This window comes from Pseudomonas sp. AM14(2022) (assembly GCF_036346455.1).
GTDB lineage: Bacteria > Pseudomonadota > Gammaproteobacteria > Pseudomonadales > Pseudomonadaceae > Aquipseudomonas > Aquipseudomonas putida_A.
In genome coordinates, this window is the sequence record NZ_JAOTNY010000004.1 from 44,198 (window position 1) to 60,990 (window position 16,793).

General features: G+C 60.3%; 17 protein-coding genes. 11 read left to right on the forward strand and 6 right to left on the reverse strand.

Annotation, left to right across the window (positions count from 1 at the left end):
- Nucleotides 1-118: 118 nt before the first annotated feature.
- Nucleotides 119-427, forward strand: coding sequence for a hypothetical protein (locus V3W27_RS09620; protein WP_171061883.1), 309 nt, complete (start codon nt 119-121; stop codon nt 425-427).
- A 57-nt stretch (nt 428-484) separates the two neighbouring features.
- Here the strand turns inward: V3W27_RS09620 and V3W27_RS09625 are convergent, their stop codons facing one another.
- Nucleotides 485-1,711, reverse strand: a complete 1,227-nt coding sequence (locus tag V3W27_RS09625) for a molybdopterin molybdotransferase MoeA (RefSeq protein ID WP_330206474.1) — start codon at nt 1,709-1,711, stop codon at nt 485-487.
- Nucleotides 1,695-2,234 (reverse strand): molybdenum cofactor biosynthesis protein B, encoded by a 540-nt coding sequence (moaB, locus tag V3W27_RS09630; RefSeq protein WP_003226719.1) that lies wholly within the window; start codon nt 2,232-2,234, stop codon nt 1,695-1,697. The genes V3W27_RS09625 and moaB overlap by 17 nt, the downstream gene beginning before the upstream one ends.
- Before the next feature lie 82 nt (nt 2,235-2,316).
- On the opposite strand from moaB, the gene mobA reads away from it, so the two are divergent.
- Nucleotides 2,317-2,919 carry a molybdenum cofactor guanylyltransferase MobA gene (gene mobA / locus V3W27_RS09635; RefSeq protein ID WP_027613419.1) on the forward strand — a complete coding sequence of 201 codons (603 nt, stop codon included), beginning with the start codon at nt 2,317-2,319 and terminating at the stop codon, nt 2,917-2,919.
- 78 nt (nt 2,920-2,997) lie between these two features.
- Nucleotides 2,998-3,219: a YgdI/YgdR family lipoprotein gene (locus tag V3W27_RS09640; RefSeq protein WP_027613420.1), complete on the forward strand. Its 222-nt coding sequence runs from the start codon at nt 2,998-3,000 to the stop codon at nt 3,217-3,219.
- A 76-nt stretch (nt 3,220-3,295) separates the two neighbouring features.
- Here V3W27_RS09640 and V3W27_RS09645 read toward each other — a convergent pair whose 3' ends face one another.
- The 3 genes from V3W27_RS09645 to V3W27_RS09655 form a co-directional block, all read right to left on the reverse strand.
- Nucleotides 3,296-4,186 carry a pseudouridine synthase gene (locus V3W27_RS09645; protein WP_330206475.1) on the reverse strand — a complete coding sequence of 297 codons (891 nt, stop codon included), beginning with the start codon at nt 4,184-4,186 and terminating at the stop codon, nt 3,296-3,298.
- An 81-nt stretch (nt 4,187-4,267) separates the two neighbouring features.
- Entirely contained in the window at nt 4,268-4,585 is a 318-nt protein-coding gene (locus V3W27_RS09650; RefSeq protein WP_330206476.1) for a transcriptional regulator, read from the reverse strand.
- Nucleotides 4,586-4,752: 167 nt separating this feature from the next.
- Nucleotides 4,753-4,989 carry a glutaredoxin family protein gene (locus tag V3W27_RS09655; protein WP_027613422.1) on the reverse strand — a complete coding sequence of 79 codons (237 nt, stop codon included), beginning with the start codon at nt 4,987-4,989 and terminating at the stop codon, nt 4,753-4,755.
- A 201-nt stretch (nt 4,990-5,190) separates the two neighbouring features.
- On the opposite strand from V3W27_RS09655, the gene V3W27_RS09660 reads away from it, so the two are divergent.
- Nucleotides 5,191-6,903 carry a cation:proton antiporter gene (locus V3W27_RS09660; protein ID WP_330206477.1) on the forward strand — a complete coding sequence of 571 codons (1,713 nt, stop codon included), beginning with the start codon at nt 5,191-5,193 and terminating at the stop codon, nt 6,901-6,903.
- Here the strand turns inward: V3W27_RS09660 and V3W27_RS09665 are convergent.
- A complete protein-coding gene (locus V3W27_RS09665) occupies nt 6,900-8,108 on the reverse strand; it encodes an ammonium transporter (protein ID WP_330206478.1) in 1,209 nt (402 codons plus the stop codon). The genes V3W27_RS09660 and V3W27_RS09665 overlap by 4 nt on opposite strands.
- A gap of 305 nt (nt 8,109-8,413) precedes the next feature.
- Here V3W27_RS09665 and V3W27_RS09670 point away from each other — a divergent pair, with 305 nt between their 5' ends.
- The 7 genes from V3W27_RS09670 (at nt 8,414) to V3W27_RS09700 (ending at nt 16,770) form a co-directional block, all read left to right on the forward strand.
- Entirely contained in the window at nt 8,414-8,728 is a 315-nt protein-coding gene (locus V3W27_RS09670) for a DUF883 family protein (RefSeq protein ID WP_003226733.1), read from the forward strand.
- Between the two features lie 2 nt (nt 8,729-8,730).
- The gene (locus V3W27_RS09675) at nt 8,731-9,117 is read left to right on the forward strand and encodes a phage holin family protein (RefSeq protein WP_103368464.1); all 387 of its coding nucleotides are present in this window, start codon (nt 8,731-8,733) and stop codon (nt 9,115-9,117) included.
- On the forward strand, nt 9,114-9,452 hold the full coding sequence (locus V3W27_RS09680) for a hypothetical protein (protein WP_027613426.1): 339 nt from the start codon (nt 9,114-9,116) through the stop codon (nt 9,450-9,452). Before V3W27_RS09675 ends, V3W27_RS09680 begins: the two co-directional genes overlap by 4 nt.
- Nucleotides 9,453-9,576: 124 nt before the next feature.
- A complete protein-coding gene (locus V3W27_RS09685; RefSeq protein ID WP_330206479.1) occupies nt 9,577-10,740 on the forward strand; it encodes an EAL domain-containing protein in 1,164 nt (387 codons plus the stop codon).
- A 76-nt stretch (nt 10,741-10,816) separates the two neighbouring features.
- Nucleotides 10,817-12,145, forward strand: a complete 1,329-nt coding sequence (locus V3W27_RS09690; RefSeq protein WP_003226741.1) for a deoxyguanosinetriphosphate triphosphohydrolase — start codon at nt 10,817-10,819, stop codon at nt 12,143-12,145.
- 348 nt (nt 12,146-12,493) lie between these two features.
- Entirely contained in the window at nt 12,494-13,120 is a 627-nt protein-coding gene (locus V3W27_RS09695; RefSeq protein WP_027613428.1) for a response regulator transcription factor, read from the forward strand.
- 8 nt (nt 13,121-13,128) lie between these two features.
- A complete protein-coding gene (locus tag V3W27_RS09700) occupies nt 13,129-16,770 on the forward strand; it encodes a transporter substrate-binding domain-containing protein (RefSeq protein WP_330206480.1) in 3,642 nt (1,213 codons plus the stop codon).
- The last annotated feature ends 23 nt before the right edge of the window (nt 16,771-16,793 follow it).

Below are 16,793 nucleotides of genomic sequence, written 5' to 3' on the forward strand. Positions count from 1 at the left end.
TCGATTCAACAACACAAGGATGTGCAGGTAATGATTGGATACACCCTCGGAGCTGTTGGCAGTCTGGATGACGGGAAGGCCGGTGCGCTTACACTTGAAACAGCCGATGGACATTTCCATGCCAAGCCATGAAGCCAGAATTGCAAATAGTCCGGTTGCCCCTCTCGACGAAAGTCGCGCCAGTCACAAATCCGATTTCAGAAAGAACGCCAGAACCGCTGGAGAAGTTGATATGGAACCGCGCGTGACCGAACTGGAAACCCACCTCAAATACATTCGTCGGGATATGGACGAAGTTCGCGGGGATGTAAAGACCATCAAGCACCGTCTCGCCTATTCGGCGGGTGCGACGGCGGTGGTCCTGGGACTGCTGGGATGGGTTGCCAACAGCCGGTTCGATCAGTTGGTCACACTGATGAGCCATTGACAGAGGAATGCAGGCATCGACGCGGTATCGGTCGAGCCTGCAATTACCGGAAGCGGATCAGCCGAGCAGGTCGCTCAGGGGAATGAACCCGACCTCATCGCCTTCTACCAGCGTGCGGCCTTCCAGCACCTCTACCAGACCATCCGCCCAGGCCGCGCTGCGCAGCACACCGGAGCTTTGATTGCGGTAGATGATCGCCCGCCCCTGCTCGAGACGACCGCGCAGGTATTCGCGCCGATTGCCGGCCACAGGCCAGACAAAACCTGCCGGAATCGTAAACTTCAGGGGTTCGACACCCTGTACGCCCTGACGCCGCAACAAGTAGGGCCGCGTGAGCAGAGCAAAGGTCACCAGCGTCGAAGCGGGGTTGCCCGGCAGGCCGATGACCGGCACCTTGCGAAAATGACCGAATGTCAGCGGCTTGCCCGGTTTAATGGCCAGTTTCCACAGCGCCAGCTCGCCCTCTTCCCGCAATGCGATGCCAAGAAAATCCGCTTCACCGACCGACACGCCTCCGGTCGAGAGAATCAGGTCGACACCCTGCAAGTCGCCAAGGCGCGCCCGCGTGGTCGCCAGATCGTCCGGAAGAATACCGGCATCAATCACTTCACAACCCAGGCGCTGCAGCCAGCTGCACAACACCACCCGATTACTGTTGTAGATCTGCCCCGGCCCCAGCGGCCGGCCCGGCTCGACCAGCTCATCGCCGGTGGACAGCACCGCCACTCGGACCTTGCGTACCACATTCAGCCCGGCACATCCCAGCGACGCCGCCAGACCTTGTTTGATCGGTCCCAGCCGGGTACCTGCCGCCAGAATCAACTCACCCACGGTGGTTTCCTGGCCTTGCGGGCGAATGTTCTGGCCGACGCTCATGGTTTCGATGAAACGCACGCTGCCGTCGTCCTGAACTTCGGCGTTCTCCTGCATTTCCACGCAATCGGCCCCGGCTGGTACTGGCGCACCGGTGAAGATCCGCGCACAGGTACCGGGTTTCAACGGCTCTGGCGCTTGCCCGGCGAAGACTTTCTGGCTGACCGGCAGCGGTGCACCAGTCCAGTCCGCCAGATTCAGGGCATAACCATCCATGGCGCTATTTGGCCAGGGTGGCAGGTCCAGGGTCGAAACCAGGTCCTCGGCGAGCACCCGCCCCTCGACTTCGGCCAAGGGCAGAAACTCGCGTTCGACAATCGGCGAGGCTTCAGCCATCTCCAGCAGGCGGGCCAACGCTTGCTCGACAGGCATCAGGCTGCCGGTCTTGCCCGGCTTACCCACGGGATTCACAGGGCGCCGCCTGTTTCAGGTGAGGGACGAAGTTGCACGGACGGTGCCGCGAATCCAGCTGTTCGGCGAGAATGCCGTCCCAACCGGTGCGCACCGCATTGGTCGAACCTGGCAGGCAGCACACCAGTGTGCCATTGGCCAGGCCGGCCAGTGCCCGCGACTGCACGGTCGAAGTACCGATATCGGCCACCGAGATCTGGCGGAACAGTTCACCGAAGCCGTCAACCTGCTTGTCGAGCAGACAAGCCACGGCTTCAGGCGTGCTGTCACGCCCGGTGAAACCAGTGCCGCCGGTAATCAACACGACCTGCACGACGTCCTCGGCAATCCAGTGGGCAACTTGCGCGCGGATCTTGTACAGGTCATCTTTGAGCAGGACCCGTTCGGCCAAGCGGTGACCGGCAGCAGTCAGGCGGTCGACGAAGACCTGGCCTGAGGTGTCGGTTTCCAGGGTTCGGGTATCGCTGACAGTCAGCACCGCAATGTTCAGCGGCGCAAAAGGTACATCGGCCTTGGCTTTCATTAGGCTCGTCCAGTTGTAGGAGAAACAGCCCGGTGTTATATCACAGCGCCTGAATTTTTCGCCGCCCCGCTGGAGAGCTGCCATGACCTCGAATACGCCATTGCCCCCCTGCTCCATTCTGCTCCTGGCAGGCGGACGCGGCCAGCGCATGGGCGGCCAGGACAAAGGGCTGGTCGAATGGCAGGGTGAGCCGCTGATTGCGCATTTGCAGCGCAAGGTTCGACCGCTGACTGACGATCTGATCATCTCCTGCAATCGCAATCACGAGCGTTATGCAGCCTACGCCGATCAATTGGTCAGCGATGAGCAAGGCGATTTTCCCGGTCCGCTGGCCGGCATCCTCGCCGGACTCAAGGTCGCCCGCCGTCCACACCTGCTGGTCTTGCCCTGCGATGTGCCGCGAATCGACGCCGCGCTGTTGCAGGACATGCGTGAAACCGCCGGCCGGTTTCCTGAAAAACCTTTAATGTTGCGTCACGACGACCACTGGGAACCCCTGCTGTGTGTAATTCCCGTCGCCCTGTTGCCCGCCTTCGAAACCGCGTGGAACGCCGGTGAACGCAGCCCCGGCCGGGTCATGCGCAATCTCGGCGCGACTGCCCTGCAATGCCCGGACAATGACCCGCGACTGGCCAACCTGAACACCCCCGAACTGTTAAATACGCACAACACTGTGTCAGACTGACAGCATTCAAGGAACTCTCACGCCTTGTATACGTCTCAAGCTCAGTAACCAAAAGTATTCCCATTCGGAGACACACCCATGACTCAACGGACCCTCGCCACTTTCATGCTCGCACTGGGCCTGGCTACCCTCGCTGGTTGCTCCTCGCCAACAGTGCTCACCTTGAATGACGGTCGCGAAATCCAGGCCGTCGACACCCCGAAATACGATGAAGATTCGGGCTTCTACGAGTTCAAACAACTCGACGGCAAAGAGACCCGCATCAACAAGGATCAGGTTCGTACCGTTAAAGAGCTGTAAGCTTTACGTCGACACCGGATACAGAAAAGCCCGCATTAATGCGGGCTTTTTCATGGGTGGGGGAAAGTGAATGGCGTCACCACTGCAGGGTGATCTGACTTTCGAACTCGCGTTCTTCGCCGGTGACCGGGTCGACAAACCGCAGCCCCTGTGCCAACAGCTTGAGCGGATTGGCGTAATCATCCTCAACGTCTTTCAATACATCCGGGTAGAACGGATCGTTGCAGATACTCGCCCCCAGCGCGGTCATGTGTACACGTAGCTGATGCTTCTTGCCAGTCACCGGATACAGGCCGTAGCGCCACAGATCACCGTTCTTTTCCCGGACTTCCACCGCTGTTTCCGTATTGGCGTCGCCTGGCCCTTCCTGCATGCGGAAGAATGGTTCGCCATCGATCAGACGGCTTTTGTGTACCAGGGGAAATTCCAGCTCCGGAAGCGCACGGGCAATCGCCTCATAGCGTTTATCGATCTGCCGCGTAGGGAACAGCGACTGATAAGCGGAGCGGGTTTGTGAGTTAGCCGAAAAGATCACCAAGCCTGCCGTGTGCCGGTCAATGCGGTGCAGTGGCACCAGATGCGGATTATCGAGGCGACGGATCAGACGGCGCAGCAACGTCTGTTCGACGTACTCGCCGGCCGGCGTCACCGGCAGGAAGTGCGGCTTGTCCGCCACCACCAGATGTTCGTCCGCATACAGGATCGACTCGACCACCGGGATCGGTTTTTCATCCGGCACTTCACGGAAGTAGTGAATACGCAGGCCTTCCTTGTACGGCAGATCCAGCGCAATCGGCTGTCCCTGCCCATCCAGTACCCGGCCCCGGGCGATCCGGTCCAGCCATTGCTCGCGACTGATCGCACTGAAATGCTCACACAGGCAATCCAGCACGGTAAGCCACGCCCCCGGAGGAAGGTAAAGGGTGCTGGCCTGATTCTGCGCAGCGGAAAACGTTGGTGTGGACATACGGAAATTCGAACCCTCAATGCAGGTCGGCATTATCCAACACTGAGCGATACGAACCTAGCGCCGATTCCACCGCCCGCTTCAGGCCGGGATCGACTTGAGCGCGGCGGCTTCGGTGAATTCCTTGAGCCAGCGCAGCACATCGACGGCCTCCCAGCGCCCCGGGTCATACAAGGCATAGAGCAGGCCCTGATAACCGACCACATCCAGTTGCTTGTGATAACCGGCACGCTGGAACAGCGCCTCGATCTCGGCAAAACAGGTGTTGAAATGCAATTTGTTGAAAGGCGTCTTGCCCTCCGTGACCAGCCCGTCCATGCGCAACTCGAGGACGGCCTCGCGCACCACGTCAACCGACATCCGGTTCACGCTGTTCTTCAACTGTTCGACATTGACCACGGTTCGTCCCTCTGACTGCCGGATTCACCTGCTCAAGTCATCAAAAGCAGCAGGCCCATCCAATTACTGTATGCACATACAGTAACCGAATAATCCGCAAAGCGCCAAGGGAAGGATGCGCGGTCGCGACCGGCGGAAAGCCATGTCGCGTCAACGAAGAAACAGGCTCAGCGCAGGAAGGCCACCACCTGATCGGCACTGAAAGGCCAGCTCAGCTCCGCGCCGGTGTCAATTCGGCGCAGTACCGGAATTCGCAGGCTGTAAGCCTCGAACCAGGATTCATCGTCAGCAATATCCACCAGTTCGACCAGCAGACCGTGCTCGACAAAAGGCATCAACTCGGCCTCTGCCACCTCACACAAATGGCATCCCAAGGTGCCGAACAACTGACATTCAGGAGGCATGATCGCTCAACCGGAAAAATGAGCGTTCATTCTAGGCCTGCCTCGAAAACCCGTCGAGCCGCTGCCGCCCAAAGGCCCGAGCACGGCAACCAGTACGCAAAACCCTGACGCAAATCAGTCCAGAGAAAAGCCAATCAGGCGATGCTCCCGCGCTTTTTGCCTCTACGCTTGAGAAGCCTGAGCCTGACATCGGAGTGCCTTGTGTTTGCCAACCTGCTGATCATCCTCGCCTCATCCCTGGTGATGATTGCCCTGTTTCGCCGCCTGCGCTTGCCGCCGGTGCTGGGCTATCTGTGCGTGGGCCTTATGGTGGGGCCGACCGCGTTCAACTGGGTCAACGAGAGCGAGCACCTGCCGGACGTGGCCGAGTTGGGCGTGGTGTTTCTGCTGTTTTCGCTGGGCCTGGAGTTTTCCCTGTCGAAAATGATCGCGCTGCGCCAGGTGGTGTTTCGCCTGGGCAGTCAGCAGGTATTGCTCAGCACGGCATTACTGGGAATGGTGCTGATCCTGCTGGGCATGCCGGTGACCCCGGCCCTGCTGCTTGGCGCCGGGCTGTCGTTGTCGTCGACGGCGATTGTCACCAAGGAGTTGAGCAGCCTGGGCGAGGTATTCAGCAGTCACGGGCAAAACGCGGTCGGGGTCCTGCTGTTTCAGGACGTGGTGGCGGTGTTATTGCTGACCCTGGTGCCGGTGTTCGCCGGAAGCAGTACGCAAGCCTGGTACTGGGCCTTGCCGCTGACGCTGGTGAAGACCGTGGTGCTGTTTTTCGGTCTGTTGCTGGCCAGCCGCTGGTTGCTGCCACGGCTGTTCCACGAAGTGGCGGCCTCGCGCTCGGCGGAATTGTTCGTGCTGCTGGCGCTGGTGATTGTGCTGCTGACCGCCTGGCTGACGCACCTGCTGGGCCTGTCCCCTGCCCTCGGCGCATTTCTCGCCGGCATGCTGCTGGGCGAGAGCCACTATCGCCATCAGATCGAGGCCGATATCCGGCCGTTTCGCGACATCCTGCTCGGGGTGTTTTTCGTCAGCATCGGCATGCTGATCGACCTGCAACTGTTCGTCAGCCACAGCCTGTTGATTCTCGGCCTGACCCTCGGCCTGATGCTGATCAAAGGCACAATCGTCGCGCTTTTGGTGAAGTGGCGCGGCAGCGATCACGAAACCGCCTGGCGCAGCGGCCTGGCGTTGGCGCAGGGCGGGGAATTCTGCTTCGCATTGATGGCGCAGATGCAGCAAAACCGCATGCTGCCTGACGAGCTGGGCGGCCTGCTGCTGGCGGCGACGTTCTGCTCGATGTTGCTGACCCCGCTATTGTTGCGCGGGGCACCGAAAATTGCCCTGCGCCTGCATCGCAAGCCGAATCAGGAGGCGCAAATCGAGGAGATCAGTGCGCTCAACGCCGACCTCGATCAGCATGTGGTGATTTGCGGCTACGGGCGCGTTGGCCAGTCCATCGGCCGCTTCATGCGCAATGCCAATCAACCTTACATCGCGTTGGACAACGATCCGGTGCGCGTGCAGGAAGCCGCGTCCGAGGAAAGTGATGTGCATTATGGCGACTCATCGCGCGGTGACTTGCTGACGGCCATCGGATTGTTGCGCGCGAAACTGCTGGTGATCGCCGTGGATCAGAGCGATGTCAGCCTGCGGATTCTCAAGGAAGCGCGCCGGCTCAATGCACGGATACCGATTCTGGTGCGCACCCGCGACGACAGCCAATGGGCTGAACTCAAAGCTGCCGGCGCCACCGAAGTGGTGCCGGAGCTATTGGAGTCGAGCCTGATGCTCGCCTCCCACGCCTTGATCATGCTCGGTCTGCCAGCTCATCAAGTACAGGAGAAAGTCGACCAGGTGCGCATCAATCGCTATCGCCTGTTGCATGGCTTTTACCCCGGCACCGACGACAAGGAAACTTAGTCCTGACTGACCGCGCCGATCTTGTGCAGCGACAGGTCGGCGCCGTAATACTCTTGCTCCTGACTCAGGCGCAGACCGTGCAAGGCTTTGATCACGCCGTAGACAGCGAATCCGCCGATCAGCGCGACCACCACACCCAGCGCAGTGCCGATCAACTGACTGATCAGGCTGACGCCACCGAGGCCACCCAGCGCAGTCTGGCCGAAGATGCCGCAGGCGATCCCGCCCCACACCCCGCACAAACCGTGCAACGGCCAGACGCCGAGTACATCGTCGATACGCCATTTGACTTGCGCGGCGGTAAAGCACCAGACAAACAGTGCACCGGCAATCGCGCCGGTCACCAGCGCACCCACCGGGTGCATCAGGTCGGAACCGGCGCAGATCGCCACCAGCCCGGCCAACGGGCCGTTGTGCAGGAAGCCCGGGTCATTGCGCCCGACAATCAACGCCGCCACCGTGCCGCCGACCATGGCCATCAACGAGTTGACTGCAACCAGACCGCTGACGCCCTGCAAGGTCTGCGCGCTCATCACGTTGAAGCCGAACCAGCCGACAATCAGAATCCACGAGCCCAGCGCCAGAAACGGAATGCTCGACGGCGCGAACGCCACCAGCCGCCCGTCGCGATAACGACCGTTACGCGGGCCGAGCAGCAAAACCGCCGCCAGTGCCAGCCAGCCGCCCATGGCGTGCACCACCACCGATCCGGCGAAATCATGGAACGCCGCGCCAAAACGTGCCGTCAGCCAAGCCTGCAGACCGAAGTTGCCGTTCCAGATCATGCCTTCGAAAAACGGGTAGATGAACGCCACGATCAGCGCCGTTGCGCACAACTGCGGAACGAAGCGCGCGCGCTCGGCAATCCCGCCGGAGATGATCGCCGGAATCGCCGCAGCAAACGTCAGCAGGAAGAAAAACTTCACCAGCCCATATCCGTGATCGGCACTCAGCACCGCCGCCGGTTGCATGAAGGTCACACCGTAAGAGATCCAATAGCCTATAAAGAAATAGGCCAGGGTCGAAACGGCAAAGTCGCTGAGGATCTTCGACAGTGCGTTGACCTGGTTTTTCTGGCGCACCGTGCCGACTTCAAGGAAGGCGAAACCGGCGTGCATCGCCAGCACCATCACCGCACCGATCAGAATGAACAACGTGTTGGAGCTGTGAACCAGCGTGTCCACAGCGCTTTGCAGATTTTCCATAAAGAGGCAGACCTGAAGGCTAAAAAGGCACCAAAGCGGTTCGCGCGGACAATTCATGCACCAAGTTGCTACCGGTCGGTCTGCGCAATGAAGCTGCGATGAACCGGTTTGGCGCACAAGGTCGATGTCCTGACACGAACCAGGATTATTTGAGTTAAGGTTTTGCTGCATGTACGCCCGCCAACAGCGCACGGCGGCAGCAGGACGCACCACGACATAGCAAAAGCTGTACCAGTCATTTGTACTGAACCTTCGCGCAAGGCTCATACTCGAACGCTTCAGACGTCACTTACGGAGATCCACCCATGGCCAGCATCAAGGCAAAGACTGCTCAAGAAATCCTGATGAACGACTTCCAGACTCTGGTCGCCGACACCGAGCGGCTGCTCGAACACACCGCGTCCCTGGCGGGCGATCAGGCTGATGAGCTGCGTGATCAGATTCACGACAGCCTGTTGCGCGCCCGAGAAACCCTGAAGCTGACCGAAGACACCCTGCGTGATCGCGGCCAGGCAGCGGTCACCGCCACCGAAGATTATGTGTCGGCCAACCCTTGGCAATCAGTGGGTATCGCCGCCGGGGTGGGCTTTCTGATTGGCCTGCTGGCCACTCGGCGCTGATCATGTCGATCGGCGAATCCGGCCTGGGGTCGGGCACTACTTCCTCCTCGCGGCGTCTGGGCGCCGCTGTTCTCGGCTTGCTGCACAGCCATGTCGAATTGTTCGGCATCGAATTGCAGGAGCAGAAAGCACGTACCGTTAGCCTGTTGCTGTTCGCAGGCCTGGCGCTGGTGTTTGCCTTGCTGTTGCTGGTGGGTCTGTCGACGCTGGTGCTGATCGTGTTCTGGGATACCTATCGCCTGGCAGCGATCATCGGCCTGTGCGTGTTCTACACCCTGGCGGCCGCTTTCTGCGGGCTGCGTCTCAAGGCAGCAGTTTTCGATGAATCCTCGCCCTTCCACGGCACGCTGGAAGAATTGGCCAATGATCGGGAGCGCCTGCTGCCATGAGCCTGCCTGAACTGCCACACAACAGCTCGCGCCGGGAAATGCGCAAGGCGCTGATCCGCCTGCGCATGGAAATGCATCGTCAGGAAATCCGCCACGAAGCCGGGCAAGTGCTGCAGCCCTTGCAGCGCATGCGCGGCATGACGCAAAACCTGCAAGGCGGCTTCGGCATCAAGCACGCGCCGCTTTGGGGCGTGGCCGCCGTCACCCTGCTGGGCTTCATCACCGGCAAAGGCGCAAAAAGCGGCGGTGTTGGCGGGCTGACCCGGCTGATACGGCTGGGCACCAGCCTCGGGCCACTGATCAAACTGGTCATGCAGAGTTCGGGCAAACGCTAAGCCGACGCATCTGGCTGCATTCTTGCAATATCCGCGGGATGAACCTCTTTACCCGGAGGTTCAATCCCGCGCGCCTACCCGGTCGGCGGGGTTCATCCAGAACAAGAACGACTAAGGAGGCCCCGTGATCGACGGGCAACCGCTCGCCTGCTTTCAACCTTTCATCGATACCGCCACCGGACGTATTGCAGGCGTCGAAGCACTGGGTCGCCTGCGCCAGCCTGACGGCCAACTGGCCTCGGTCGGGCCGTTGTTCGCCGACCCGCGCACACCCGCCATCGCCCTGCGCCGCCTCGACCGACAGATCCGCGACAATGCCCTTAGCCGACTGCATGAAGCCCCCGCCGAGTGGTTTCTCAGCCTGAACATGTCGCCGCGCTGGATCAGTCGCCTGCGCGCCGATCAACCGTTGCCCAGCCTCAAGCAGATGCTGCGCCACGGCGTCGATCCGCAACGCATCGTGTTCGAGATCACTGAACTGGGTGGCAACAGTCAGCGTCTGGCCGAGGTGGTGGCGCGCTATCGCGAGGCCGGAGCGCGGATCGCCATCGATGACTTCGGCGCCGGTTATTCGCAGCTCGATCGGGTGCTGGCGTTGCAGCCGGACATCCTCAAACTCGACATGCGCCTGTTTCAGGCTGCCGCACTGGGCGGGCCGAGCAGTGACGTGGTCAAGGCTCTGGCGCAAATGGCCGAGAAAACCGGCTGCTGGATCATCGCCGAAGGCGTGGAAACCGAGGCCCAGCTCAATTTCGCCCTGGAATGCGGTTCGCGCTACGTTCAGGGTTTCCTGTTCGCCCGGGCGCAGGAGGCGTTTTATCCGAGCGACGCCTTCGTGCAGCGCTTCGCCGAACTGCGCCAGCGTTACGTGCGGCAGAAACTGGCCGAACGCGGGCGCCTGATGCAGATGCGCCAGCAACTCGGCGAACTGATGGCGATCCTCCAGAGCTGGGCTCAGGCCCACGCGCCGCTGAGTGCGCTGCCGCAACTCGAAGCCTTCCCGTGGTTGCTGCGGTTCTACCAATGCGACCGTCACGGCACCCAACTCACGCCCAACCTCGAATGGCGCAACAACGGCTGGGTCGCCGATAACCGCTATCTGGGCCACAACTGGTCATGGCGTCCGTACTTCTATCATTTGCTCGCCGAAGGCTGGGAAGAGCGGCGCCTGACCCTGTCCAGCACCTACCGCGATGCCACCAGCAACCAGTATTGCCTGACCGCCGGGCAGTTCTTCGATAACGGCGAGCGCCTGCTGCTGATCGATATTGATGCCGCGGGCTTGTAGTTCCGCTTGCAGGTGTGTGGCTGAACCGGGAAGCTAGGGCAACAGTCATCCCAGTCACCGACGGAGAGAACCAGCCTTGGATTGGCAGACCCTGCTCAACCGCGAACGCCTTGGAAAACCGCTGCACAGCCCGCAAGAGCTTGGCCGCAGCCCGTTCCACAAAGACCACGACCGCATCATCTTCTCCGGTGCCTTCCGCCGTCTGGGCCGCAAGACCCAGGTGCATCCGGTGTCGAGTAACGACCACATCCACACCCGGCTGACCCACTCGCTGGAAGTCAGCTGCGTCGGGCGCTCGCTGGGCATGCGCGTCGGTGAAACCTTGCGCAGCGCCCTGCCCGACTGGTGCGACCCGAGCGACCTGGGCATGGTCGTGCAATCGGCCTGCCTGGCCCATGACATCGGCAATCCGCCGTTCGGCCACTCCGGTGAAGACGCGATTCGGCACTGGTTCCAGCAGGCAGCCGGGCGCGGCTGGCTCGACGGCATGAGCGAAGCCGAGCGCGGTGACTTCCTCAATTTCGAAGGCAATGCGCAAGGCTTTCGGGTGCTGACTCAGCTTGAGTATCACCAGTTCGACGGCGGCACCCGCCTCACCTACGCCACCCTCGGCACTTATCTGAAATATCCGTGGACCGCACGTCACGCCGACTCGCTGGGCTACAAGAAACACAAATTCGGCTGCTATCAGAGCGAACTGCCGCTGCTGGAGCAGATCGCCCACAAGCTCGGCCTGCCACAACTGGAAGACCAGCGCTGGGCGCGCCACCCATTGGTGTACCTGATGGAGGCTGCCGACGACATCTGCTACGCGCTGATCGACCTCGAAGACGGCTTGGAAATGGAGCTGCTGGAGTACGCGGAAGTCGAATCGCTGCTGCTCGGTCTGGTCGGTGACGACCTCCCGGAAACCTATCGCCAGCTCGGCCCGCAGGATTCGCGTCGACGCAAACTGGCGATCCTGCGCGGCAAGGCCATCGAGCACCTGACCAACGCCGCTGCCCGGGCATTCGTCGAGCAACAGGATGCGCTGCTGGCCGGCACCCTGCACGGCGACCTGGTGGAACACATGCACGGCCCGGCCAAACGCTGCGTACTCAACGCCAAGGACATCGCCCGCAAGAAAATCTTCCAGGACAAGCGCAAGACGCTGCATGAAATCGGCGCCTACACCACCCTGGAAATCCTCCTCAACGCGTTCTGCGGCGCGGCCCTGGAGCAACATGGCGGCCGCACGCCGTCGTTCAAGAGCCGCCGGATCCTCGATCTGCTGGGCAACAATGCGCCGGATCCCCATGGCCCGCTGCACACCTCATTCCTGCGCATGATCGACTTCATCGCCGGGATGACCGACAGCTACGCCAGTGACATGGCGCTGGAAATGACCGGGCGTTCCAGCCACTGACAGAAAAAATTGCTCAACCGGGTCAGGCAACTGCCCGGATGAGCGATACCTCGATTGAACCGGTTCTGTGGTCTCAGGCAAACGGATCGACTGAAAGGTAAATCCGTTTAACAGCCAACTACGCAAACAAAACCTTGTTTATTCAAGGTTCGACAAGCAACTTAAAACATTCAGATAAACAAATCAGCACAACACTTCCTTACGCGACACAGAGTTTGGTCGTAGTCGGTTTCCTTTTAGTGCGTAGGACTTATCCTATATTGCCGCAACAGCCCCGGGAGTTCATGCGGCAGCTCATTTATCTGAGCTAAGGTGCGCCCTTTATTCGCGCACGTATGGGATTTGATTATGAACTCCGTTTTTATTGTCGATGATCACCCCGTCATCCGACTTGCCGTTCGAATGCTGCTCGAGCATGAAGGTTACAAGGTCGTCGGCGAAACCGATAACGGGGTCGATGCCATGCAAATGGTCCGCGAATGCATGCCCGACCTGATCATCCTTGATATCAGCATACCCAAACTCGACGGCCTGGAAGTTCTCGCCCGGTTCAACGCCATGGGCACCCCGCTCAAAACCCTGGTACTGACGGCGCAATGCCCGACGCTGTTCGGCATTCGCTGCATGCAGTCCGGTGCATCCGGTTATGTCTGCAAAGAGGAAGACTTGAGTGAACTGGTCAGTGCGATCAAGGCGGTACTTTCCGGTTACAACTATTTCCCCAGCCAGGCATTGAATCCGGTACGCCTCGACGACGTGCGTTATGCCGAACTGGAGTTATTCAAATCCGTCAACGACCGCGAGCTGATGGTCCTGCAATTATTTGCCCAGGGGCGCACCAACAAGGAAATAGCCAAGGGCATGTTTCTCAGTAACAAGACAGTCAGTACCTACAAAAAACGCCTGATGCAAAAACTCAAGGCCAGATCTCTGGTGGAACTGATCGAGATGGCCAAACGCAACGCGCTAGTGTGAGAGCCTGAATGCCCAGTCGTTTAAAGATCTGTCTCGCCCTATGTTGCGTCAGCCTGTGCCTGACGACTCAGGTGCAGGCCAGCTTCGTCACCGCGCAAGATTATGTGCTGCGCAGCCGCTCGGGCCACGAAGCGCCATCCGTGTCCCTTGAACCCGCGCAACGGCAATGGCTGGAGAGTCGCCGCGAACTGGTACTGGGCACTTCCGCGCCGGACTATCCGCCGTTCGACATGACCGCCAGCGGTCGTGATTACGAAGGTTTTACCGCCGACTACGCCGGTCTGCTCGAACAGGCTGTCGGGTTGCCAATCCGGGTCAAGCGCTTTGCCTCACGGGAAGCCGCCTTGCAGGCGTTGATTGCAGGTCAGGTCGACATGCTCGGTACGGCCAACGGTTTCGAGGCCAGTAACGTAAATATCCTGCTTTCAACGCCCTACGCCATCGATCAGCCGGTTCTGGTTACCCGCGAAGGCGAGACCCGCTCGCTGACTGAAGGCCTGGCCGGTTTGCGGCTGAGCATGGTCTATCACTATCTGCCCCAGGATGAGGTCAAGGCGCAGTATCCCAAAGCCATCCTGACGTCCTATCCCTCCTATCAAAACGCAATCAACGCGGTGGCTTTCGATCAGGCTGACGTGTTTCTGGGTGACACCATTTCCACCCACTACATGATCAACAAGGGTTATCTGAACAACATTCGCATGGCCAATTTCGGCAAACAGGAAGCCCATGGTTTCAGCTTTGCCGTTCACGCCGACAACCCGCAACTGCTGGCGATCATCAACACCGTGCTGCAAGCCATACCGGCCAGCGAACGGGACAACATCGCCAAGCGCTGGAGCGCCGGCAGCGACATTCTGCTGACCGACCAGAAGCTGCAATTGACCCACCACGAAGAACAGTGGCTCAAACAGCACCCGGTGCTGCGCGTCGTCGTCAACGAGGCGTTCGCGCCGCTGACATTCTTCGACAGCGACGGCAACCTGCGGGGCATCACCGCCGACCTGCTCGAACTGCTGCGCCTGCGCACCGGCCTGCGCTTCGAACTGGTCCGCAGCCGCAGTGATGGTGAAATGATCGAGCAGATCAATCAGCATCGGGCGGATCTGATCGCCGCGTTGCTACCCAGCCCCCAACGGGAAAAGACCCTGCAATTCAGCCGTCCCTATCTGGAAAACTCCTTCGTCCTGCTGACGCGCAAATCCGCTGACAGCCCGACACATCCCACCCAGCTCAAGAACCGATACCTGGCGATTGCCCAAGGCAGTCCCATGGCTGATTACCTGCGCCGCGAATTCCCCAACATCCACCTGATCGAAACCTCCGACACTTTCGGTGCCGCAACCTTGCTCGCCGAAGGCAAGGCCGATGGCGCCGTCGCCTCGCTGGTGATTGCCAATTATCTGATTTCATCGCGGATCTTCGAACATCAATTACAGATCACCACCACCCTGGGCACACGTCAGGCGGCCTTCTCGCTGGCCAGCGCCCGTGACAATGCCGAACTGGGCTCGATCCTCGACAAGGCGCTGCTGAGCATCACACCGGAGGAACTGGGGGTCATCAACAGTCGCTGGCGCGGTTTCTCCAATGCGGCTCAAAGCAACTGGCATCACTACAAGCGCCTGTTTTACCAATTGATCGGCGCGGCCTGCCTGCTGCTGTTACTGTCGCTGTTGTGGAACGCCTACATGCGTCGCCAGATCAAGCAACGCCAGGCCGCCGAACGGGCACTCAACGATCAGTTCGAATTCATGCGTTCACTGGTCAACGGCACCCCTCACCCGATCTACGTGCGCGACCGCCAGGGTCTGCTGCAAAGCTGCAACGACAGCTACCTCGAAGCCTTCAACGCCAAACGCGAAGACGTGATCGGCAAAAGTGTCATGCAGGGCACCCTGAGCAACGCCTTCGAAGCCCAGGCATACCAGGCGGATTACCAGCGGGTGGTGGCCGAAGGCACGCCTCTGCTGCTCGATCGACCGCTGCACATCGGTGGCCGGCGTTTGACGATCTACCACTGGATCCTGCCGTACCGCGACTCCAGTGGCGATGTGCAGGGGATCATCGGCGGCTGGATCGACATCAGTGAACGTCGCCAATTGTTCGATGAACTGCGCCGGGCCAAGGAACAGGCGGACAACGCCAACCGCGCCAAAAGTACCTTTCTGGCCACCATGAGCCACGAAATCCGCACCCCCATGAATGCCATTATCGGCATGCTCGAACTGACGCTCGAACGCATGAACGATCAGGCTCCGGATCGCTCCTCCATCGAAACCGCCTACTGCTCGGCCAAGGATCTGCTGGGCCTGATCGGCGACATTCTCGATATCGCGCGGATCGAATCCGGGCACCTGAGCCTGAGCCCCGAACGGGTCAATCTGGTCGAAACAGTGGCGTCGGTGGTCAGGATCTTCGACGGCCTCGCCCGCCAGAAAAACCTTCTCCTGCCGCTGATCATCAATCCGCCCGGGCTGCAGGTCGACGTGGAACTGGATCCGTTGCGCTTCAAGCAGATCCTGTCGAACCTGATCAGCAATGCCATCAAATTCACTGAGTCCGGGCAGGTGCGGATCAATCTGGATGTGCTGCCCAACGGGCCGGGCCAATGCTCGCTCGTTCAGTTGACGATCCAGGACACCGGGGTCGGCATCAGCATCGAAGATCAACAACGCCTGTTCGAACCGTTCGCCCAGACCGAGAGTGGCCGGCAGCAAGCTCGCAGCGGCGCAGGCCTGGGCCTGGTGATCTGTCGCAACCTGTGTGAAATGATGGGTGGGCAGCTGCAGTTGAGCAGCCAGCCGGGGATCGGCACCCAGGTCTGCCTGTCACTGCCGCTGCAAACGCTACCGTGCCAGGTGACCACGGCAAAAACCGAGCCTGTGCTGCAAACCTCTGCACCACTGAACATTCTGGTGGTCGACGATCATCCGGCCAATCGCCTGCTGATGTGCCAGCAACTGGAGTTCCTCGGGCACCGATTCACCCTCGCCGAAGAGGGTCGGAGTGGATTCGAGAAATGGCAGACCGGTGCATTCGACCTGGTTATCGCTGACTGCAACATGCCGTTGATGAACGGCTACGAACTGACCGAGGCGATCCGCCAGCAGGAACAACGCACTGGCCGCCCTCCGTGTACCGTGCTGGGTTTCACGGCCAACGCGCAGCCTGAAGAAGTACAGCGCTGCAAACAGGCCGGCATGAATGACTGTCTGTTCAAGCCGTTGAGCCTTAGCGCACTGAGCCACTGGATCAATGGTCTGCAGCCCGCGACGCTTGAACCGGCGTTCAATCTTGACGGGTTGAGTCAGTTGACTGGCGGCAACCCGCTGCAAGTCCGGCGTCTGCTCACGCAATTGCTCAAGAGCAGCCGTCTCGATCGCGAGGAATTATTAGCCCTGGCCCCCTGCAATGATCGTCAGGCAGTGGCGCTGGTCGCCCACAAGATCAAAGGCGCCGCCCGGATCGCCCAGGCCTCGCGTCTGATCGCCTGTTGCGATGCGCTGGAACAGGCCTGCATGCAGACAACGCCCGCACCGACCATCGTGCGCTGCGTCGAGGCCACCGACGCAGCCATGCTCGAACTGGAGCAGGCGTTGCGGCAACAACTGGAACCGTTCGAAGAAAGCACAATGACCGAGCCTTAACTATGCTTGGACGCTGAGCAGTG